The following is a 21,603-nucleotide window of genomic DNA, read 5'->3' as shown; positions in this document are numbered from 1 at the left end:
ATCCAGACTCGTCTTAAAGAAGAAAGGCAGCCGATGAAGCTGCCTTTTATGTGAGATCAATCTGAAGAGATTAGATCTTCAGCAATTCGATTGTTCTTTCAGGACTTTCTGCAGAGAAAACAGCATTTCCTGCTACCAGGACGTCTGCTCCCGCTTCGAAAAGTTTTGAAGCGTTGTCTAGATTAACTCCGCCATCAATTTGGATAAGCGCTGTGGAATTATTGCTCAGGATAAGATCTTTAGTCTCCGCAATCTTTTTGTATGTATTTTCAATAAATTTCTGACCTCCAAATCCAGGGTTTACACTCATTAAAAGAACAAGATCTACATCAGCAATGATATCTTCAAGCATCAGTACGGGAGTGGAAGGATTTAAAACAACCCCTGCCTTTGCCCCTCTGCTCTGGATATAGTGAATCGTTCTGTGAAGATGTGTGCATGCCTCATAATGTACAGAAATAAGGTCTGCACCATGATTGATGAATTCATCCACATATTTTTCAGGCTCTACGATCATTAAATGGACATCCACAAATTTTTTGGCATGCTGCTGTACCGTTTTCATTACAGGAAAGCCAAATGAAATGTTGGGAACAAATCTTCCGTCCATCACGTCAATGTGGAACCAGTCTGCCTGGGAATTGTTCAGCATTTCAATGTCTCTTTGCAGGTTCCCGAAGTCTGCGGATAAAAGGGAAGGAGCAATAAGCTTCGTTTTCATTTTTACTTTTTATTAGATATTTAGAGCCAAGAACCAGGAGCCAAGATCGGAACTAAGCGGATATTAGCTATCCTTATTACTTGATTTTAAGCGTCTTGAATCTTGTGTCTTGCATCTTGATTCTCTTAATGATACTTCAATTTCATTTCCGGCTTAATCTTCAGAAGGGTTTCATAGATCAGCTGGATTACATTGCCTACATCTTCTTTAGACACCATTTCTACCGTGGTATGCATATAGCGCAAAGGTAAGGAAATTAATGCACTTGGTACTCCGCCGTTAGAATGCGCAAAAGCATCGGTATCTGTTCCTGTTGCTCTGCTTGCGGCAGCTCTTTGGAAAGGAATTTTTTTAGCTTTTGCTGTATCAATGATCAATTCTCTGATGGTATGATGAATGCTTGGAGCAAAGAAGACCACAGGTCCGTCACCACATTTCTGATCGCCTTCTTTTTTCTTTTCAATCATTGGAGTGGTGGTGTCGTGGGTAACATCTGTTACGATGGCGATATTAGGTTTAATGGTGTCAGCGATCATATCTGCCCCATAAAGTCCTACTTCTTCCTGTACAGAATTCGTGATATACAATCCGAATGGAATTGTTTTTTTGTTTTCTTTTAAAAGTCTTGCTACTTCCGCAATCATAAAGCCCCCGACTCTGTTATCCAGTGCTCTGCAGACAAAATACCTGTCGTTCATTTCAAAGAATTCATCCGGGTAAGTGATCATGCATCCTACATAAATTCCCATTTCCTCAACTTCTTTTTTGGAAATGGCTCCACAGTCGATAAAGATATTCTCAATTTTCGGGGTCGGTTCGTTCTGGTTGGTTCTTGTATGGATTGCAGGCCATCCAAACACGCCTTTTACTATTCCTTTTTCACCATGAATATGAACAACTTTTGAAGGAGCTATCGTTTGATCTGAACCTCCGTTTCTAATCACGTAGATCAATCCTTCATCTGTAATGTAATTCACATACCATGAGATCTCGTCAGCATGGGCTTCAATAACTACTTTAAATTCAGCATCGGGATTGATTATCCCATAGCAAGTTCCGTAATGGTCTACTTCTATTTTATCTACATACGGTCTGATATAATCCATCCAGATTTCCTGGCCTTTGTGCTCGTAACCTGTTGGTGAAGAGGTGTTTAAGTATTTTTCTAAAAATTTCAAAGATTTCTTTTCAAATTTCATAAAAGGGAATGATTTTTGCGGGTAATTTTTGTTATTAGAAGTGTAAAAATAATGAATTTTAGCAAGATTGTCTGTCTTTTTATCCTCTTTTTTGGAGTCAGTGTTTTTGGTCAGAAGGATTCTATCATTGCGAAACCCCTCAACCAATATCCTGCTGAATCTTTAAAAACGGATGAGTTCGGTAATAAGTACTATTATGACGAACGTCAAAAGGTAAAGATTTATGAAATTAACGGTGAGCCTGTGGTAGTGCTGGATGAGCTGGTCCTGGTTAATAAACCGCGGTTTAATAATCAGCTGGATAAAAATTACTATTATTTTCTTAATAAAAAGCTGAACAGGGTTTATCCGTTATTTGTCACTGCGCTTGAGCAATATAGAGGTATCCAGGCGGATATGACAGATATGGACAGCAAAGCCAAAAGGAAATTTATAAGAGAAAGGCAGAATATACTTGCGGATCAGTATGAAAAACAGCTGAGAGATCTTACAACAACAGAAGGCCAGGTTTTTGCCAAGCTGATGAACAGAGCAACGGGAAAAAATGTTTATGAGATTATTAAAGAGATGAGAGGCGGATGGATTGCTTTCTGGTGGAATGTAAAAGGGAAGGTGGCAGATATAGACCTGAAAGACCAATACAACCCGCACAAAAACAGAACGGATGAATTTATAGAATCCCTGCTTCAGTCCAACTGGAATTCCGGTTATTTACAGCCTTATCCCGGTGCCTCCGATTTTAAGGTAAGAAAATAAGAACCGGTTTAAGCTTATTAAAAAATAAATCTGAACAGACTTTAAATATAAAATTCCTGTAAATTTTTACAGGAATTTTTCTTTTAATTTATCGAATACAATTTGATCTATTGGAAGCGGAAAAGGATTATCGGATCTATTGATATCGATCCATTCTATTTTCTCAATGCATGGATCAAGGATCAGGAAATCTTCCTCTGTTGTAATATTGACTATATAATATATGGTAAGCAGCTGCTCATTTTCTCTGAAACGTGAAACCAGAAAATCTTCCTGGGTATAAAAATGTTCCACAACTTCAATTTTTACATTCAGCTCTTCATCAAATTCACGGTGAAGACATTCTATAAGCCCTTCGCCAAATTCCAGGCCTCCTCCCGGAAATTTCATTAATTGTTCACCGGCATACTCTTCAAACAGCGTCAGTACTTTTTTATCCTTTACTGCACAGGCATACACCCGAATGTTGATCTTATCAATCATATGTAATATTTTGTATAGCTAAAATAAGGAATTTAGTAGAAAGAGCCAATAAACCTATTTGCAAATTAGCTCCTTATATAATCTGTTGTTCCCCTTTTCTAATTTTCTCTGTTTTTCTTACTTTCCATCTTTACCGCATTAATCATTTCTCTCTTTCCGGGAGGGCCCTGCTTTTTCTCTACTTTAAAATTCAGCTCCTGAAGAATCCTTCTTACGCTTCCTTTAGAAGAATAAGTTGTTAACAATCCGTTAACGGACATTTTGTCGGAAACCATTTCAAAAAGTGGTTTTTCCCACAAATCAGGTTGTACTCTCGCACCAAAGCAATCGTAATAAACCAGGTTAATTTTAGGTAAGTCTATGTCTTTCAGGTCAAAAAAGTCACATTTGATCTTTTTCAGGGTAAAGCCTTTAATGATTTCAGATGGTTTTTCCCATTCTGCCTGATGAATTTTTTGATAAATATTTTTGAATTCCGGGTTATCAAAATGCTCAAAATAGGCAAGGTCATTCATTTCAGCTTCATTTATCGGGTATTTTTCAAGAGAAAAATAATTGATGACATGATTTTTGTCAGTTTTTAAATATTCATTAATTGTCACCAAAACATTCAAACCTGTTCCAAAACCGAGTTCTAAAATATTAATTTCGCAATCATTTAATTGATTTAGTCCATTTTTAATAAACACATGTTCTGCTTCCTGAAGCGCCCCATGATGAGAATGATAGTTTTCGTTTAAATCGTTGATAAACAATGTTTTACTACCGTCGTTTGTGGTCTTAATCTCTCTTTTCAAGCTATTTTTTTGTCAAATTTACTCTAAAATTTTTATATTTAGAAAATTATATTAAATTTGTAGAACATCGTAAAAATTTTAAAAAATGATAATTCAAAAAACTGAAAACTCCAGACTTTCGGACTTTGATCCGGACAATTTTTCATTTGGAAATACTTTTATCGACCATATGGTTATATGTGAGTATGAAAATGGAAAATGGGGTGATGTGAAATTGGTTCCTTATGGTCCAATACCATTTACGCCAGCCATGATGGGTGTAAACTACGGGCAAGCTTGTTTTGAAGGTATGAAAGCTTATAAAGACAAAGACGGGCAGGTTTTCCTTTTCAGGCCGGAAAAGAATTTTGAACGTATCAATAAATCAGCAAAACGTCTGGCAATGCCTGAAGTGACTGAAGAAATGTTTTTAGACGGATTGAAGGCATTAGTAGATATCGACAGAAATTGGATCCCGCAGGGAGAAGGGATGTCATTATATATCAGACCATTGATTTTTGCCACAGAGGAAGCTTTGAAAGCAAGAGTTGCTAATAAATATATGTTTGCAATCGTTGCGACACCAGCGAAAAGTTATTATTCAGAACCGGTTTCTGTGAAAATTTCAGATCATTATTCAAGAGCTGCCAACGGAGGAGTAGGTTCTGCTAAAGCAGCAGGAAATTATGCCGCTTCTTTCTATCCTACACAGCTTGCTATTGAAGAAGGGTATGAGCAGATCATCTGGACTGATGATTCTACTCATGAATATTTTGAAGAAAGTGGAACAATGAACGTATTCGTAAGAATTAACGATACGATCTATACACCGCCTACTTCCGAAAAAATCCTTGACGGGGTAACAAGAGACAGCTTCATCCAGCTTGCCAACAAAAGAGGAATCGAGGTAAAAATAGAGCCGGTAGCTGTGAAAACAGTTATAGAAGCTCAGAAGAACGGAACGCTGAAAGAAGTTTGGGGAGTGGGAACAGCTGTTGTAACTACTGTATTCCAAGCCTTAGGATATCAGGGCGTAAAGCTTGAACTTCCTAAATTGTCGGATGAAGAAAGCTTTGCAGCTCTTCTTAAAAAAGATCTTACAGACCTTCAGAACAACCTTAGCGAAGATCCTTTCGGATGGAGAGTTATGGTTGAAAAAGACGTTCTGGAAACTGTTTAATTTCAATATTATTTGATTCATAATATGTCCGGCAGAAATTTATTTCTGCCGGTTTTTTTATTTTCTCGCCAATTATTGGTAATTTTTCACAAAATTTAGAATACTATGCAATTCCTAAAGTTCAAATTACCTCTTGGTCTGCTTTCTGTGATCAGTCTTTTAGCTGTTTCCTCCTGCAGTAAAGATGATGACGGAGAAATGTTGGTAAACGATGCGGCCACAATAACTGTAGAAAATATAATTGAAAGTAAAGCATTGACACAATTCGGAACTTTCCGGAATGCAGGGTCATCGCCTGTCATTAATCCCGGGGAATCAGCCTCATTTACATTTTATGCAGGAAAAGGACAGACGGTAAGTTTTGCTGCCATGTATGGAAACAGTAACGATTTATTTTTTGCCCCGGCCAACCCGGGACTGAAACTGTATCAGGATAACGGAGATCCGGTAACAGGAAATGTTTCTTCACAGATCAAGCTTTGGGATAACGGGACACGTAAAAATGAACCTACGGGCCCTGGTGTTACTCATCCCGGTGTAGCAGAAGGTACTCCGTTGAATGTTACAGAAATTGCAGTGGCAACACCCGCTTCACAATTGCTGAAAGCGGAATTGACTCATGAGGGAGGAACCAAATTTACTTTGAAATTAACCAATACTTCAGGCGGTACAGCCAATGAAACGCCAATAAGTGCCGGAGTCTGGGCTGTTTCCCATATTTCAGGGACAACACTTTTGAAAGAAGATCCTATTTTTTCACCAGGAAAGCCGTCAGCTAACGGATTGACAGACCTTGCTGAAACCGGAAAAACGACGCCTCTGGAACAATACCTTACAGGTATAACAGGTCCTAATTCTGCATTTTCACCGGTACTGGTCGTAGTATACAGCGGTAACGATAATCCTATCTTTAAAACCGGGGAGAATGACCGTGGAGAAGGTTTGAAGGAGCTTTCTCAGCAGGGTAATGCTGATGTTTTGGCAGCTTTCCTTAAAGGCAAGCCGGGAATAAAAGAAGTATTCGTCCTTAAAGATCCGGCTACAGGTGTTTTACGACCTAGAATAAACGGAAATAACGGCGGCAAGGCTTCACAGGTAATATCTGCACGTAAAGGAGACCGTATTGCACTGGCAACAATGTACGGACAATCCAATGACTGGTTTATTGCGGCCATGAATAACGGGGTAGACGGCTCAACGCGTGGCGATATCTCTTCGATCATTGGGCTTTTTGACAGTGGAACGCTGGTGAGCTCTTTTCCGGGAGCCCACATAGGGTCGGAGCCGGCTGAGGCTGAAAGCCAGCCGGTACAGCAGCTTGCCAACCCGAACCAGTTCAATACACTTCCGTCACTTCCACAGATGATTAAAGTTACGATTCAATAATATTTGAATATCAAAATATAGGATCACCTCTTTTCGGGGTGATTTTTTGTTTTAAATCCCCATCTGTTTAACCACAAAAGTCACAAAAGCTTTTTTAGTTATAAAAGTTTTGCCATCCCGGAAACAATAAGATCACATAAGCAGAAAATCAAAGATTTTCATAAGAATTTAAATGTACTTTTTGCAGTTGGATTTTAAACTTTAAATGCACTTAAGTGTTTCAAATCTTTTGTGACTTTTGTGGTTGAAATTTTTAAATCCTTGAATTTTTAATTTTTAAATCCCCATAATTCCATCCCCCGGAAATACTTCACTATTTTCTCCAAAATTTTTTAAAACCTATTGAACAATATTTCCCCGAAATGCGTATTTTCGCAAAAGTTTATGAAAAAATTACTCTTCATATCAGCAGTAAGCCTGCTAAGCTGTAACCGGAATGCACCCACGGCGCACCCTCCTGTAGGTGGAGTATTGAGCCAGAAAGACCTGGATGTTTCCAAGGAGAGAATGAGAAATCTCAATACCATAGAGCGTGGCCAGATCCAGGATTGGATTAGTGGTCAGCCTGTAAAATATTATCCTACTCAGCTTAATTACTGGGTAAGTGTTGAAGGTTTTGATCAGAGAGAAAGAAGAGCGGATAATACACCCATCTCTTATTCTTATGATCTCTATGATTTTGATGAAACCAAAATCTATGACAAACCTTTTGAAAGGAGAGATGCCAGATTCGGGCATTTTGATGAACTGAAAGCGGTAGAGAATGCTTTGCGTTTTATGCATGATGGAGAGGAAGTGACGCTTTTGGTACCTTCTTCACTGGCCTATGGAACCTTTGGAGACGAAAAGAATATAGACAACGATATACCATTAATCATAAAATTAAAAGCTCTATAAATAATGAAATTGTTTAACAAGAATATAATTCTGGCAGCGGCAAGTATCTCGCTGATGAGTTGTACCCCAATCTATAAAAAAATGAACGTAGACAAAGAAACTTACGAAGGTCTTCATGACGGACTTTATGCAAATCTTCAGACTTCTAAAGGAAATCTGATCGTGCAGTTCGAAGACAAAAAAGCACCGGTAACTGTAGCCAATTTTATTGGTCTTGCAGAAGGAAAAATAGACAACAAAGCTAAGGCGAAAGGAGTTCCTTATTATGACGGGACTATTTTCCACAGAGTGATCAAAGATTTCATGATCCAGGGAGGTGATCCTCAGGGAACAGGAATGGGAGATCCTGGATATAAATTCGAAGACGAGAAAAACGATCTTAAGCATACAGGAAAAGGAATCCTTTCTATGGCGAATTCCGGACCTAACACAAACGGGTCTCAGTTCTTCATCACTGAAGTGGCTACACCTTGGTTAGACGGAAGACACACCATCTTCGGAAAAGTAGTTAAAGGTAACGATGTGATCGATGCCATTGCTAACGTAGAAAAAGGAGCTCAGGATAAGCCTAAAACAGATATCGTTTTAGAAAAAGTTTCTGTTTTCAGCAAAGGTGACGAATACAAAAACTACGATGCAGCAAAAACTTTCACGGAAGGAAAAGCTAAAATCGCAGAAAACAATAAAGCTTACATTGCTAAAGAAGAAGCTGACAGAAAGAAAAAAGAAGAGGAATTCAAAGCTAACCAGGAGAAAATGGTTGATGACCTGAAAGCCGGAATGCAGAAAACTGAATCAGGGTTATATTACAAGATCACTAAAACAGCTCCGGCTGGAAAAGCTCCTAAAGCTGGTGACAATGTATCTGTACACTACGCAGGTAAATTAATCGACGGTACAGAATTCGATTCTTCATTCAAAAGAAATGAGCCTATCGAAATTCCAATCGGAATGGGAAGAGTAATCAAAGGATGGGATGAAGGGATCCTGTTACTTAAAGAGGGTGAAACTGCTACTTTATTGATCCCGCCGGCAATGGCTTACGGAGAAAGAGGAGCAGGAGGGGTTATCCCGCCAAATGCTTGGTTAATCTTCGATGTTGAGCTTGTGAAAGTACAGTAATTGAAGTTTTAAAATATATTGAAGCCGTCCGTGAGGACGGCTTTTTTTGTCCGCTGGAGATTTAAAATTATATAAAGATTCAGTTAAAGTAAAAGCTTATACTTTTAGTTTAATGTAATTTCTCTATTTTCGTGTAAAGTAATTCAATGAAAAAAATCTTCTACACCCTTCTTATTCTTTCCACAACCACTTTTTCCGCACAGGGAAAAAAATTCTTCAAAAGCGGTGAGATACAGCTTCAGAATCCAGTAGAAAAGATCAACCTGAGATATGCCAATGATCTACCTTTTGTACAGGTCAGCATTAATGGGAAGCCTTACAATTTTCTGTTTGATACCGGAGCGCCAACGGTGATCTCTACAGCAGTATACACTGAGCTGGGATTGGAGAAAAAACATAAAAGTAATGTAAAGGATTCACAGAAAAACAAACAGGAACAGATCTTCACTATTCTTCCGGAAATGACCGTTGATAAAGCTGTTTTCAAAGATGTGGGAGTTGTCGTGATGGATTTCAGTGTTTCTGAGTTGAGCTGCTTCAAAATCGATGGTATTCTTGGAGCCAATCAGATGGCAAAACTTTTCTGGAAAATTAATTATTCGGAAAACTTACTTGAAGCTTCAAAAGATCTTGCGCAGTTTAACCTGGCAGATTATGATATTGTCATTCCTTTCAGCCCCAGAACACAAAAAACACCCGTTGTAGAAACTGATCTCCAGGGAAAAAAAATAGAGCTTACCTTCGATACCGGATTTTCCGGAAGGATGAAGATCACAGATGGTGCATATGAGGCTCAAAAGGCATTAAAGAGTATAGAAGTCTATGGAACAAACTCTATCGGAGCTTATGGGGCCGGAAAACCTGCACCGGGATATATTTTCCGGACCGCAGCTCTGTCATTAGGTAATAAAAGCTTCTTTAATGAAATAATTGCCACAGGGGGGACCAACCTGATCGGGAATGATTTCTTTAAAAATTTTGTATTTATCCTCGACTGGTCCGGAAACAAGATCTATATGAAACGGATCAAAAATGAGCCTGCTAAACTGGAGTCTTTCGGTTTCGGTTACCGTTTTATAGATTCAAAACCGACAGTGGTCTTTGTATTTCAGGAAGAAAATTTTCCATTGAAAGTGGGAGATGCTATTATCAGCATCAATAACATTAATCTGGATAACCTTAACAAAGAAAGTGCCTGTCATTATTTTCTTAATAGAGTAGAAAACGGGCAGAATTCAATTGATCTTAAAATCAGGAGAGACGGAAAGGAAATGCAGGTGAAGCTGGATAGAAAAGAGTTTTTGAAAGTAGGGGTTTAAATTTGAGTGTTAGAGAGTTTTTAAAGTTTGAGAACAGGAAGTGTATAGATACTGTTTCAGTGTAAGAGCTTTTATTTTTTTTACTATTAATCCTATAGACTTTGAATAACAGCTGATTATAGGTTTTTATTTAAAGTAATTTTAATAAAGAAAAAGCCGTTCAATACATTGAACGGCTTTCTAGTAAAGTAGAAATTAAAGTTATGCGTGTCTCGATTTCTTCCTTGTATCGGAAGAATTCATTTTTCCGGCAAGGGAGCTGATAAATACAATTCCAAAGCCGAGGTATGCCGCAAACGCGGTAAGGTATACAATTAAGCTGTTAAAATCTGGTTTTGAGGCATATATAAAATACACCAGCACGGAAAAAACAGCAAAACTCAACAGGAGCATCAGGCTCCAGATATTCATTTTTGCAGCATCTTCATTTCTCTTAAAAATCATTTCAAAAAAGTCTCTCATCATTAATCACTTTTTAAGGGTTATACATCTGTTTTCCGTTCTCCAATAGAACGGTCCGGAATCATTTTCCGATATAAATTAAATGGCATACGGATCATAGTTAAACTTGGCTAAGGTTATGATCTTATGGCCGTTTGATTGTTTTACATCAGGGTATGCTTTAAGCTGCCCAGAAAGTTTTAATTAAAAAACAGTATTGAATTCCGGAAGGAATTCATGAGCTTTATGACACCGTACACAATCATCATCGTAAATGGAATTGATAAGGGACTATCTTTTCCGATGCATACGGTATCTAAAGAAAAGGCCATATTAAAATATGAAACCTTTATTCGACTCAATGGAAACTGAAGCTCCCACGGAAACCTTTTCTCATCGTCTGTGTTTTAAATAATTTTTTTTCAATGATTTAGCTTGCGAATTTCATGCCAAAGTGAATTTTCCTGCTTGTTTTTAGCATTAAGTAGGTTTAAGTTTGTAGATGATTAACAGAGAAATATAGAAATTGAAAGACAAAAGAATTGAATTCAATTTTTTTTAAGCAACAAAAATCACAAAAATTGTGGAGTACTTTAGAATTTTCAGGTTCAAAGCTTAACATAGAATCATCACAGAAGCTTAAAAAAATAAGATTTGATAAAAAGTATGTGTAATCTGAGAGACCTATGGGAGGTATGCAAAAATTGGGTCTCTATATAAGATGTCAACAAGTTGATTGGGAAAGAAAATAAAACTTCCCCTTTGAATCAACTTGTTGACGTAATTTTGCGGTAAAAAGCTGGCTTAGAACAATACCTTACCAGTTCTTATCAATCATATAGATTAACTGGGTCATAGCTGCAGCACCCAACAGAAGCTCTCTTCTGTTCACCTTATCAAAGGTATCTTCTTCCGTGTGATGGATGTCAAAATACCTTTGGGAATCCGGTACCAGCTCTGCCGTAGGGACTCCCATATCATGAAGCGGATAGATATCAGTCCCTGAATATTTTCCTTCAAAATTATATACTCCGTATGGAATGAATAAACCAGCCCAGCTCTTGATCTGGTTTCTTTTCACATCATCCATTTCCAGGGCAATTCCTCTTGGAGCAAAGCCGCCCGCATCGGATTCTATGGCGAAAAGGTGCTTCTCGTTCTTTTCCTTGGCCGTTTTTCCATATTGAATGCCTCCTTTTACGCCATTTTCTTCATTGGCAAAGCAAACAACCCTGATCGTATGATTATTTTTAATCCCCAGTTTTTTGAATGTTCTTAAAACCTCAATACTTTGTACAATTCCTGCTCCGTCGTCATGAGCACCTTCGCCCACATCCCATGAATCCAGATGTCCACCGACTACAATCACATTTTGATCTTTCTTGCCGGTGATTTCGCCAATGACAGAGTGGGAGAGCTTTTCCCCTTTCATCCCGCAGTTGGAATTAAGCTTTGCAGAGACTTTCTGTGTCTTTAAAAGAGCTTCAAGTTCATCCGCAGTTGTTGCTCCAATGGCTACGGCAGGAATTTTTGAAACTTTATCTTCATAGCGCATGGCTCCGGTATGTGGAACATCGTCAAAAGCAGAAGAAAGAGATCTGATGATGGCAAATTTACCTCCTTTTTTAGCTGTTAAAGCAGCAGCAGTTACCCTGTATTTTGCAGCATCGCTGTAGCCTCTGAATGTTTCTACAAAAGACTGACTGAAAGGATAGTTAAAGAATACAATCTTATCTTTTACTTGATCTGCCGGAAGTCTGTCATATTCTTCCATAGATTTTACGATGATAATCTCGCCGGAAACATCTTTTCCGCCGGTACCTTCAGAATTTCCGAGAGAAAGCATCTTCAGGTTCTTCCATTTGCCTTCAGAGGTTCTGATCTGCAGGGATTCTTTTCCACGGGTCCAGACCGGAACCATTACTTCCTGAAGCCAAACTTTATCGGCGCCGGCATCACGGAGCTTCTGTTCTGCCCATTTTACAGATTTTTCATAAGCGGGAGAACCACTTAAGCGATGTCCAATATTTTTAGTCAGATCTTTAAGGTCTGTATAGCCTTTTCCGTTGTTCAGGATGTCTGTGGAGATTTTGCTGAACTGGACAGAATCTTCCTTTGACTGGCCAAAAGCAGCCATTCCCAGGAATAATAATGAAGTTCCAATTATCTTTTTCATAGTTTACCAATTTTTATCGATCATATAAATAAGTTGTGTCATTACCGCAGCACCGAGAAGTAATTCTCTGCGGTTTACTTTCTCAAAAGTATCTTCTTCTGTATGGTGAATGTCGAAATAACGTTGCGGATCTGGAACCAGTTCTGCGGTAGGAACACCCATCTCATGCAGTGGAGCGATATCTGATCCGGAATATTTGCCTTCAAAATTATATACTCCGTAAGGCAGGAACAGATTCACCCAGCTTTTGATCTGATTTCTGTTTTTATCATCCATTTCCAGGGAAATGCCTCTTGGTGAGAAGCCTCCCGCATCCGTTTCTATCGCAAAAAGATGTTTTTCATTGCTTTCTTTTGCTGCTTTTCCATATTGCTTTCCGCCTTTGGTTCCATTTTCTTCATTGGCGAAACAAACAGCCCTGATGGTATGGTTATTTTTAATTCCAAGTTTTTTAAATGTTCTCAGAACTTCAATGCTTTGTACAATTCCGGCGCCGTCATCATGTGCACCTTCACCCACATCCCATGAATCCAGATGTCCACCGACTACGATGACGCTCTGGTCTTTTTTCCCGGTAATCTCACCAATCACAGAATGGGAGAGTTTCTCACCTTTCATTCCGCAGTTGGAATTAAGCTTGGCAATAATCTTTTTGTTTTTTAACAATGCTTCCAGTTCATCTGCGGTTGTATTTCCGATAGTCACTGCAGGTACTTTGGAGACGTTGTCGTCATACCGCATATTACCTGTATGAGGAACATCATCAAAAGCAGAAGATAAAGATCTGATAATGGCAAATTTTCCTCCTTTCTGAACTGTTAAATTGGCTGCAGACCTTCTGTATGCTCCGACTTCCCGGTATGAAATGAAGGTTTGCACATGTGATTGATTAAAAGGGTAGTTAAAGAACACGATCTTATCCTTTACTTGATCTGCGGGAAGCCTGTTGTATTCCTCTAATGATCTTACCATAATGATCTCGCCGGAAACATCTTTTCCGCCCGTTCCTTCAGAGTTTCCGAGAGAAAGCATCTTCAGCTTCTTCCACTGCCCGTCTGCTGTTTTAATCTGCAGGGATTCTTTACCCCTGACCCAGACTGGAATTATTACTTCCTGAAGCCAAACTTTATCGGCGCCGGCATCACGGAGCTTTTGTTCTGCCCATTTTACAGATTTTTCATACGCTTCGGTACCGCTTAAACGGTTTCCAATGTTTTTGGTAAGGTCTTTCAGTTCATTGTAAGCTTTCCCATTATTCAGTATTTCTGTAGAAATTTTACTAAACTGTATTGAATCCTCTTTAGACTGCCCGAAAACAGCCATGCTTACCATTAAAAGTGAAAGAGTGACGGTTTTTTTCATTTTACCAGTTTTTATCGATGATAAAAATAAGTTGCGTCATTGCTGTAGCCCCTAACAGTAGCTCTCTTTTGTTCACCTTATCGAAAGTATCCTGTTCAGAGTGGTGGTAATCAAAATATCTTTGTGTATCTACAACCAGTTCAGCTAAAGGAATATCCAATTTTTTCAGCGGAGAAATATCCTGAATAGCTTCAGTTTGGTCAAAATCATAAATACCGTAAGGAAGGAAATAATTTTTCCATTCGAAGATCTGTTTTCGTCTTTGTGGAGACATATCTAAGGAAAATCCTCTTGGAGAATATCCTCCTGCATCTGTTCCTAAAGCAAAAACATGTTTTTCTCCTTTCTTTTTCACATAGGCTGCATACATTTCACGTCCTTGTCCCCCGTTTTCGCTGTTTGCATAAAAAACAACTCTTATCGTATGATTATTTTCGATCCCAAGAGCTTTGAATGTTCTTAAAACTTCAATGCATTGTGCAACACCGGTTCCGTCATCAATAGCCCCTTCACCGAAATCCCACGAATCTAATTGAGCTCCTAAAACAATCACTTTAGAATCTTTTTTACCCTGAATTTCAGCAATAATATTCGGATTGGTAGTATCGCCTTTTGATTGCGCCGTCATATTCAGTTTGGCGGCAACTTTCTGATTTTTTAATAATTTTTCTAATTCATCAGCGGATTTTACTCCAATGGACACGGCAGGAATTCTTACTTTGTCGTCAGGTTCGTAATACACCATTTTTGCGTGTGGTGTATCGTCCATAGCTGTTGTTAAAGATCTTATAATTAAAGCTTTTGCTCCTGTTTTAGCAATCACGGAAGCGGAAATTAATTTAGATTTTGCGGTAATTAAATAAGAATCATTTGTATTAATGATCTTCGGATCCATCGGAAGATTGACGAAAACGATTTTATCTTTCAATTGTCCAACCGACATAGCATTAAGCTCAGAAGTTGAATTAATTAAAACAATTTCGCCTGTAAGATCTTTCCCGCCAGTTCCTTCAGAATTCCCGAAAGACAGCATTCTGATATTTTTCCAATCTCCATTCGCTGTTTTTATTTGCAAAGATTCTCTTCCTCTTATCCAGACCGGAGCTTTGGCTTCCATTCTCCAGATCATCTCAATACCGATAGATTTGAGTTTTTTTTCTGCCCATTCCACCGCTTTCATATAACCGGGAGTAGCACTGAAACGGGGACCGATCCCTTTGGTAAGTTCCCCAAGATTTTCGTAAGCGGTACCATTGGTCATTACCTCGTCTGAGATTCTTTTGAATTCATCATGATAGTTGAACTTAGCCACGGTTGTTTTTTTTACCGGTTTTTTCTGTGGCTTTTTTTGAGAAAATAAAAATCCACTCAAAAAGAGTGGAAGTATAATGAAGATTTTTTTCATTTTTTATTTACCTTTCTTTTTCCGAAGATAAAAGTAGGGAAAAATTAGGAATTTATTAAGGTTTCATATCGTACATTAACAGTGCTGTAACCAATTTTGGTTCAATGAATGTACATTTTGGAGGCATACTGAGCTTAAGATCAGAAATTTTGATCATATCATTGAAACTCACTGGATAGATTCCGAACCCTACTTTGCCCTCACCATTGTCTATTTTTTCTTTTAAATAGTTGATTCCCTGAATGTTGGATGTTCCTTTGGCGTATGATATTTTCTCAGAACTGTCTGAATTTTCTATTTTAAGGATATTTTTGAAAATGTATTTATCTAAAAGATGGTGGTCAAGGTTGTCAAGGGACATTTCCGTTGAACGAAGGTCATGCTTCACGTGAAGTGAGTAGAATTTACCATCCAGATACATCGAGATGTGGAATTTCTGTGAAGGGAAATAAGAAGTTTCACCTTTTTCATGAATCAGGAAATACTGGTCCAGCTCTTTTAAAAACTCTTCGCTGGAAAGCCCGTTAAGATCGGACAGAATTCTGTTGTAATCATGAATCTTGATCGACTGGTTGGAGACGATAAAACTATAGACAAAATTATAGGCTTCCGTACCGTTGTGTCTCTTATTTTTCTCCTTGTGATATTTAGCATTCAGAGCAGTAGATCCGATCCTGTGGTGACCATCTGCAATGTAAAACGAGTCAATTTGATCGATTACCTCTTTGAATTGCTGAAGTTTCAGACGGTTGTCTATTCTCCAGATCTTATGTCTGATCCCGATAGAATCCACATGGTTGAAAATAGGAACATTCTTCTCTTCATGATTCATCAGAAGCTCAATCTTGGAATTGGAAGGGTAGGTAAGAAGCACCGGTTCAGCCTGAAGACTTACTTTGTCCAGATAATGAGCCAGCTTTTCTTTTTTCTGTGGAATGGTACTTTCGTGTCTTTTGATCTTTCCGTTCCAGAAATCTTCAATACTTGCTAATCCCAGCAAGCCTCTGAAAACCTGTTTGTTGGGATAGATTTGCTCATAAAGGTAATATGATGAACTGTCCTGGATCAGTTTCTTTTCTTCCAGAAGTTCTTCAAATGTTGAACGGATCTTCCTTAAATTCCGGTCAATATCTTTGGATTTACTTACAACATAAGGTTTAATCATATTGATGTAAGTATTTTCAACTTGAGCTTTCTCTGCAATCTCCTCTTGGGTGAAATTGTCCAGCGGATGGGTAGGGAAAGTGCTCTCAAAGTCTTTATGAGGTCTTATTCCACGGAAAGGTTTAAAAACAGGCATATTTTATCTTATGGTTTCTTTTTGTAGCTTAATAATTTGTTCTGCAAGTTCTGCTCCGATTTTCTCCTGTGCATCTATGGTGTTTCCACCTACGTGAGGTGAAAGAGATAATGCAGGATTCATCAGTAAAGGGAGTTCCGGAGTCGGTTCGTTTTCGAATACATCCAGTGCGGCTCCCGCTACTTTTTCAGATTCAATGAAATCTATAAGGGTTACCTCATTGATTACACCGCCTCTTGCAGTATTTACTATGTAGACTCCATCTTTCATTTTTTCAAACTGAGGTGTGTCTATAATATATTCATTCGTTTTTGGAGTATTGATGCTGATGAAATCTGTATCTTTAAGGAAAGCATCCATATCATTGGTGGAAGTGATCTCAAAGTTCAGACTCTGTCCATCGAAAAAGTCCAGGGTAAGAACTCTTGTCTTAGGGTTTTTCGTCAGCACCTTAATTTTCATTCCCAATGCTATCCCTATTTTTACAACTTCCTGCCCGATACTTCCAAAGCCGATTACTCCAAGTGTTTTTCCTGAAAGTTCATACGCTTTGCTGAATGACTTTTTCATAGCATCGAAATGGGTTTCCCCCTCCAATGGCATCAGCCGGTTCGATTCGTGAAGGAATCTTGCCAGTGCAAAAAAGTGTCCGAAAACAAGCTCAGCTACTGATTTTGAAGATGCTGTAGGCGTGTTGATCACTTTTATACCTTTGCTTTTAGCATAATCAACATCAATATTATCCATTCCGATACCGCCGCGTCCAATGATTTTCAGGCTTGGGCAAGCATCGATTATGTCCTGTCTTACTTTCGTCGCGCTCCTTACCAAAAGAATATCCACGTTATTTTCATTAATGAAATTGATCACGTGATTCTGTGCCACTCTGTTCGGCAGGACTTCAAATCCTGCTTCCGTAAGGGCCAGTTCTCCTGTTTTTGAGATTCCGTCGTTTGCTAAAACTTTCATGTGTTATTTAGATTTAAAGATTGAAAAATTTAATTATTTAAAAATTTTAAATCGGGGCGCAAATTAATAAATTTTAATTAACTGCTCTAAATTTTTCAATCTTTGAATTTTTAATGCTCAATTATTTAATAGATTTCATAACATCAACAAGAACCTGCACACTTTCAATTGGTAAAGCATTGTATAAACTTGCTCTGTAACCACCCAGGCTTCTGTGTCCGTTCAGCCCGCTTATTCCTGCGGCTTTCCATGCAGTGTCGAATGCTTCTTTTTTGCTCTCATCTGTGATGTTGAAAGAAACATTCATTAAAGAACGGTCTTCTTTTACACAGAATGTTTCAAACAGAGGATTGCTGTCGATCTCATCATATAAAAGTTTTGCCTTTGCCTCATTTCTGGCTTCTGCTGCTGCAATTCCTCCGTTCTTTTCAAGATACTGTAAAGTAAGAAGGGAAGCATAGACAGGGAAAACCGGAGGGGTGTTGTACATGGATTCTTTTGAAATATGTTGGGAATAATCCAGAATAGAAAGCATGTTCTCTCTTCCTGTTTTCCCAAGAATTTCTTTTTTAATCACCACCAGAGTAACTCCTGCAGGTCCCATATTTTTCTGAGCTCCGGCATAGATAAGATCAAATTTTGAAAAATCAAGTTGTCTTGAAAAAATATCAGAACTCATATCACAAACCATCAAAGTATCTACCTCGGGGAAAGATTTCATCTGAGTTCCGTAGATTGTATTGTTCGAGGTGCAGTGGAAATAATCGTATTCTGAACCTACCGTATAATTTTTAGGAATAAAAGAATAGTTTTCTTCTTTGGAAGAGCCTACCACATCCACATTTCCTAATTTCTTAGCTTCTTTAATAGCTCCTGCCGCCCATGTTCCTGTATCCAGGTAAGCTGCTTTACCGCCTACTTTTAGCAGATTGTAGGGAACCATTGCAAACTGCAGGCTTGCACCGCCACCTAAATAAAGCACTTCATAATCATCACCAAGGTTCATCAGTCTTTTCACAATGGCACGTGCTTCGTCCATTACAGCAACAAAATCCTTGCTTCTGTGCGAAATTTCAAGGAGAGACAGTCCGATTCTGTTAAAATCTAAAATAGCTTCTGCTGATTTTTCAAATACCTCCTGAGGTAAGATGCATGGTCCTGCGCTGAAGTTGTGCTTTTTGCTCATATTTTTACTTTTTTGGTTGTGCAAGAATTTTATGGACTTGCGGTTTATTATTGATATTTTACTAGATTCCTTTAAGTTTATGGTTAAAAAAACCGCCTCATTATGCTGAGACGGAGCTTTTATTATTCACCGTGTAAGAATGCTTTTTTATTAAGCAGGGTTTCTTCAGATTCTACGTGGTCTTCGTCTGGAACACAACAGTCTACTGGGCAGACAGCTGCACACTGAGGTTCTTCATGGAAACCTTTACATTCCGTACATTTATCTGTTACAATGAAATATACATCATCACTTACCGGTTCCTGCGGCGAATCTGCATCTACAGTAAGTCCTGACGGCATGGTCACAGTACCTGTAAGGGCAGTACCTTCAGAAGCTTTCCAATCTACGGCCCCTTCATATATTGCATTATTTGGGCATTCCGGTTCGCAGGCTCCGCAATTAATGCATTCATCAGTTATTTTAATAGCCATCGCTAATTTTTTTTAAATTTGCACAAAATTACAAAATATTCCCCAATTTAAAAGTAATTATGAATATCGAAAATAAAGTTTTAGGACTTATTAAGTTAAGTGTATATATAAAAGAGTTTTTAGCAAAGAATCCTGCGGATTATAATGATCATGATACGGAGTTTGAGTTATTGCTGAGAAGATCCGAAATAGAGAATCCCTGGTTTACCCTTGAGAATCAGAAATTTGCTCTTACAGAATGGACTCATTTGCTTACTCAGGAAAATATAAACAATTGGCTCAGAAATTATTCCGTTTCCAAAACTTCAAAAAGAGTAGGGTTGATCCTGGCCGGAAATATTCCATTGGTAGGACTGCATGATGTGATATCTGTTGTTTTAAGCGGACACATTCCTTTGATCAAGTTGTCTTCAAAAGATAAGCAGATGGTCCCGTTCCTGCTGAAAAAATGGAATGAGTTGTCAGATGGAGCTGTCCAGTTTGAATTTGTTGAAAGACTGGAGAATTTTGATGCTGTGATCGCAACAGGAAGCAATAATACGGCAAGGTACTTGGAATATTATTTCAAGGACCATTTAAGCATTATTAGAAAAAACAGAACCTCTGCGGCGGTTCTGAAAGGTGATGAGACTTCTGAAGAACTTCAGCTTCTGGCGGAAGATATTTTCAGGTATTTCGGTTTGGGATGCAGAAATGTAACCAGAATTTTTATTCCTGAAGACTTTCTTATCGACAGGCTATTTGAAAGTTTTATAGGCTTCCAGGATATCATTAATCATAATAAATATGCAAATAACTATGATTATAACAGAGCAGTTTATCTCCTGAACCAGGATAAATTCTGGGATAATAATTTTGTTATGCTGAAAGAGGATGATAAGCTTTTCAGCCCGCTTTCCGTGATCCATTTCAGCAGGTATTCATCTTTGGATGATGTTAAAAATTTCATTGCCGAAAATGAAGAGAATATCCAGTGTATTGTGGCAAAAGATGAGCTGGGATTGGATTCAATTCCTTTCGGAGAAGCGCAGCACCCTGCTTTGGATACGTATGCCGATAATGTAGATACGATGAAATTTTTGGAAGTGGTCTGATTTTCGTATCTTAACTCACTATTTTACCAATAACAAAAAAGATTATGAAAAAAATATTTTTAGGACTTACAGTTCTTGCCGCACAGCTGATGTTTGCTCAGAAAGTAACAGGCGTGAAGGTTGAAAAAGTTCAGAAAGAAATTCCTGCGCAGTTAAGCAAAGAGAAGATTAATCTGTATAATGACAACTTTCTTAAGTTTGTTGAAGCACTTAAATCTTCGGATCGTTCAGGCGTTGATGCACTTCTTTCCGATAAGGTAAAAGATATCGTTACGGACGATGTTCTTAAAAAAGTAAAAGAAGGCTTTGATGTGAATAAAAAGTTGGAAATTTTAAAAACGGGATACCACAGATTGATGGATGGTTCCAGTTTGCCAAGCATCAACTACAAATATGCAGGAGATTCTTCTTCAAAAGAGGTAATTATGGCTGTTTTTGAAGAGGATGGAAAGATTATTGGGGTAATGCCGGCAAAAAAAGATAAATAATCTAAAACAATAAAAATACTAACTATGATGACAGATGTTTTAGTTGCTCATTCCTCCGATGTGGAAAAAGCAGCTTTTTACAGAAAAACTTACCTGCATGTCGCTTTATCAATCCTGGCATTTATAGGGGTTGAAACTATTTTACTGAAAACGGTTCCTGTGGAGATCATTGCTATGATGTTCGGACAGAAATACACATGGCTACTGATTATCGGTGTTTTCTGGCTGGCTTCGATGCTGGCTTCTAAATGGTCACTTTCGCAGAGTAGAACAACACAGTATTTCGGATTAGGCTTCTATATTATCCTGGAGGCTGTGATTTTCATGCCTATGATCTATATAGCAGCAGGAATGCAGGGTGGAGGAAATATTATATTCCAGGCTGCCATGCTTACGATTGCCATGTTTGCCGGACTTTCGGCAGTGGCATTTACTTCAAAAAAAGATTTTTCGTTCCTAAGAAATATTATTGTTATCGGAGGTTTTCTTTCGATAGGGCTTATTGTAGCCGGAGCGATTTTTGGCTTCAATCTGGGACTTTGGTTCTCAGTAGGAATGGTGCTTTTGGCTTCTGCAAGTATTCTTTATGAAACAAGTAAGCTTAAAGATGTTTATTCTACAGGGCAGTATGTAGGTGCTTCATTGCAGCTTTTCGCATCCATTATGCTTTTGTTCTGGTATATTCTGAGAATCTTAATGAGCAGAAGAAGCTAGTTAATTTAAAAATGAAAGGAGAAGAATTGTAAATTCGGATTCTATCTTATAAATAATCCTGGTGATATTTTCACCGGGATTATTTTTTTGTATTTTTTTACACAAATGGCACAAATGTTTTCAAAAAAATACTTTAATTTTAATTCAGCCATTTAA

General features: G+C 38.2%; 21 protein-coding genes. 9 read left to right on the top strand and 12 right to left on the bottom strand.

Features of this window, described 5'->3' with window-relative positions; genetic code table 11:
- Window positions 1–70 precede the first annotated feature (70 nt).
- Both rpe and V6R96_RS14820 read right to left on the bottom strand, forming a co-directional pair.
- A complete protein-coding gene (rpe, locus tag V6R96_RS14825) occupies window positions 71–721 on the bottom strand; it encodes a ribulose-phosphate 3-epimerase (protein ID WP_336379329.1) in 651 nt (216 codons plus the stop codon).
- 125 nt (window positions 722–846) lie between these two features.
- Window positions 847–1,920: a M28 family peptidase gene (locus V6R96_RS14820; protein WP_336379330.1), complete on the bottom strand. Its 1,074-nt coding sequence runs from the start codon at window positions 1,918–1,920 to the stop codon at window positions 847–849.
- Window positions 1,921–1,971: 51 nt separating this feature from the next.
- Between V6R96_RS14820 and V6R96_RS14815 the strand changes: the two genes are divergently transcribed.
- Window positions 1,972–2,676 carry a DUF4294 domain-containing protein gene (locus V6R96_RS14815; RefSeq protein WP_111952944.1) on the top strand — a complete coding sequence of 235 codons (705 nt, stop codon included), beginning with the start codon at window positions 1,972–1,974 and terminating at the stop codon, window positions 2,674–2,676.
- A gap of 66 nt (window positions 2,677–2,742) precedes the next feature.
- Here V6R96_RS14815 and V6R96_RS14810 read toward each other — a convergent pair whose 3' ends face one another.
- Complete coding sequence (locus tag V6R96_RS14810; protein ID WP_336379331.1) at window positions 2,743–3,159, bottom strand: NUDIX hydrolase; 417 nt, start codon at window positions 3,157–3,159, stop codon at window positions 2,743–2,745.
- 98 nt (window positions 3,160–3,257) lie between these two features.
- Window positions 3,258–3,956 carry a tRNA (5-methylaminomethyl-2-thiouridine)(34)-methyltransferase MnmD gene (gene mnmD, locus V6R96_RS14805; RefSeq protein WP_336379332.1) on the bottom strand — a complete coding sequence of 233 codons (699 nt, stop codon included), beginning with the start codon at window positions 3,954–3,956 and terminating at the stop codon, window positions 3,258–3,260.
- 85 nt (window positions 3,957–4,041) lie between these two features.
- On the opposite strand from mnmD, the gene V6R96_RS14800 reads away from it, so the two are divergent.
- From V6R96_RS14800 to V6R96_RS14780, 5 genes are all read left to right on the top strand, one after another.
- Window positions 4,042–5,115: a branched-chain amino acid aminotransferase gene (locus V6R96_RS14800; protein ID WP_111952950.1), complete on the top strand. Its 1,074-nt coding sequence runs from the start codon at window positions 4,042–4,044 to the stop codon at window positions 5,113–5,115.
- A gap of 105 nt (window positions 5,116–5,220) precedes the next feature.
- Window positions 5,221–6,501 carry a spondin domain-containing protein gene (locus tag V6R96_RS14795; RefSeq protein ID WP_336379333.1) on the top strand — a complete coding sequence of 427 codons (1,281 nt, stop codon included), beginning with the start codon at window positions 5,221–5,223 and terminating at the stop codon, window positions 6,499–6,501.
- 384 nt (window positions 6,502–6,885) lie between these two features.
- Entirely contained in the window at window positions 6,886–7,398 is a 513-nt protein-coding gene (locus V6R96_RS14790) for an FKBP-type peptidyl-prolyl cis-trans isomerase (protein WP_223559702.1), read from the top strand.
- 54 nt (window positions 7,399–7,452) lie between these two features.
- Window positions 7,453–8,520 carry a peptidylprolyl isomerase gene (locus tag V6R96_RS14785; protein WP_407934762.1) on the top strand — a complete coding sequence of 356 codons (1,068 nt, stop codon included), beginning with the start codon at window positions 7,453–7,455 and terminating at the stop codon, window positions 8,518–8,520.
- A 146-nt stretch (window positions 8,521–8,666) separates the two neighbouring features.
- Entirely contained in the window at window positions 8,667–9,839 is a 1,173-nt protein-coding gene (locus V6R96_RS14780) for a retropepsin-like aspartic protease (protein WP_336379334.1), read from the top strand.
- 201 nt (window positions 9,840–10,040) lie between these two features.
- Here the strand turns inward: V6R96_RS14780 and V6R96_RS14775 are convergent, their stop codons facing one another.
- From V6R96_RS14775 to V6R96_RS14740, 8 genes are all read right to left on the bottom strand, one after another.
- Complete coding sequence (locus V6R96_RS14775; protein ID WP_146896919.1) at window positions 10,041–10,304, bottom strand: hypothetical protein; 264 nt, start codon at window positions 10,302–10,304, stop codon at window positions 10,041–10,043.
- A 793-nt stretch (window positions 10,305–11,097) separates the two neighbouring features.
- Window positions 11,098–12,456 carry a M20/M25/M40 family metallo-hydrolase gene (locus V6R96_RS14770; RefSeq protein WP_336379335.1) on the bottom strand — a complete coding sequence of 453 codons (1,359 nt, stop codon included), beginning with the start codon at window positions 12,454–12,456 and terminating at the stop codon, window positions 11,098–11,100.
- Between the two features lie 3 nt (window positions 12,457–12,459).
- A complete protein-coding gene (locus tag V6R96_RS14765; protein ID WP_336379336.1) occupies window positions 12,460–13,818 on the bottom strand; it encodes a M20/M25/M40 family metallo-hydrolase in 1,359 nt (452 codons plus the stop codon).
- A 1-nt stretch (window position 13,819) separates the two neighbouring features.
- A complete protein-coding gene (locus tag V6R96_RS14760) occupies window positions 13,820–15,223 on the bottom strand; it encodes a M20/M25/M40 family metallo-hydrolase (RefSeq protein ID WP_336379337.1) in 1,404 nt (467 codons plus the stop codon).
- Window positions 15,224–15,278: 55 nt separating this feature from the next.
- On the bottom strand, window positions 15,279–16,523 hold the full coding sequence (locus tag V6R96_RS14755; protein WP_111952966.1) for a DUF1015 domain-containing protein: 1,245 nt from the start codon (window positions 16,521–16,523) through the stop codon (window positions 15,279–15,281).
- A gap of 3 nt (window positions 16,524–16,526) precedes the next feature.
- A complete protein-coding gene (locus V6R96_RS14750) occupies window positions 16,527–17,492 on the bottom strand; it encodes a D-2-hydroxyacid dehydrogenase (RefSeq protein ID WP_223559696.1) in 966 nt (321 codons plus the stop codon).
- Window positions 17,493–17,613: 121 nt separating this feature from the next.
- Window positions 17,614–18,678: a 3-phosphoserine/phosphohydroxythreonine transaminase gene (gene serC, locus V6R96_RS14745; RefSeq protein WP_336379338.1), complete on the bottom strand. Its 1,065-nt coding sequence runs from the start codon at window positions 18,676–18,678 to the stop codon at window positions 17,614–17,616.
- 122 nt (window positions 18,679–18,800) lie between these two features.
- The gene (locus tag V6R96_RS14740) at window positions 18,801–19,151 is read right to left on the bottom strand and encodes a 4Fe-4S binding protein (RefSeq protein WP_040999034.1); all 351 of its coding nucleotides are present in this window, start codon (window positions 19,149–19,151) and stop codon (window positions 18,801–18,803) included.
- A 59-nt stretch (window positions 19,152–19,210) separates the two neighbouring features.
- Between V6R96_RS14740 and V6R96_RS14735 the strand changes: the two genes are divergently transcribed.
- From V6R96_RS14735 to V6R96_RS14725, 3 genes are read left to right on the top strand one after another with little or no spacing between them, the layout of a single operon-like run.
- Complete coding sequence (locus V6R96_RS14735; protein ID WP_336379339.1) at window positions 19,211–20,245, top strand: acyl-CoA reductase; 1,035 nt, start codon at window positions 19,211–19,213, stop codon at window positions 20,243–20,245.
- A gap of 44 nt (window positions 20,246–20,289) precedes the next feature.
- A complete protein-coding gene (locus tag V6R96_RS14730) occupies window positions 20,290–20,733 on the top strand; it encodes a peptidylprolyl isomerase (RefSeq protein ID WP_223559694.1) in 444 nt (147 codons plus the stop codon).
- Between the two features lie 24 nt (window positions 20,734–20,757).
- Entirely contained in the window at window positions 20,758–21,447 is a 690-nt protein-coding gene (locus V6R96_RS14725) for a Bax inhibitor-1 family protein (RefSeq protein ID WP_111952976.1), read from the top strand.
- Window positions 21,448–21,603: the final 156 nt, after the last annotated feature.

Source organism: Chryseobacterium sp. CCNWLW53, assembly GCF_037083525.1.
Classification (GTDB): domain Bacteria; phylum Bacteroidota; class Bacteroidia; order Flavobacteriales; family Weeksellaceae; genus Chryseobacterium; species Chryseobacterium lathyri.
Note: the sequence above shows the minus strand (reverse complement) of the source record. Positions and strands in the feature narration are given on the sequence as shown.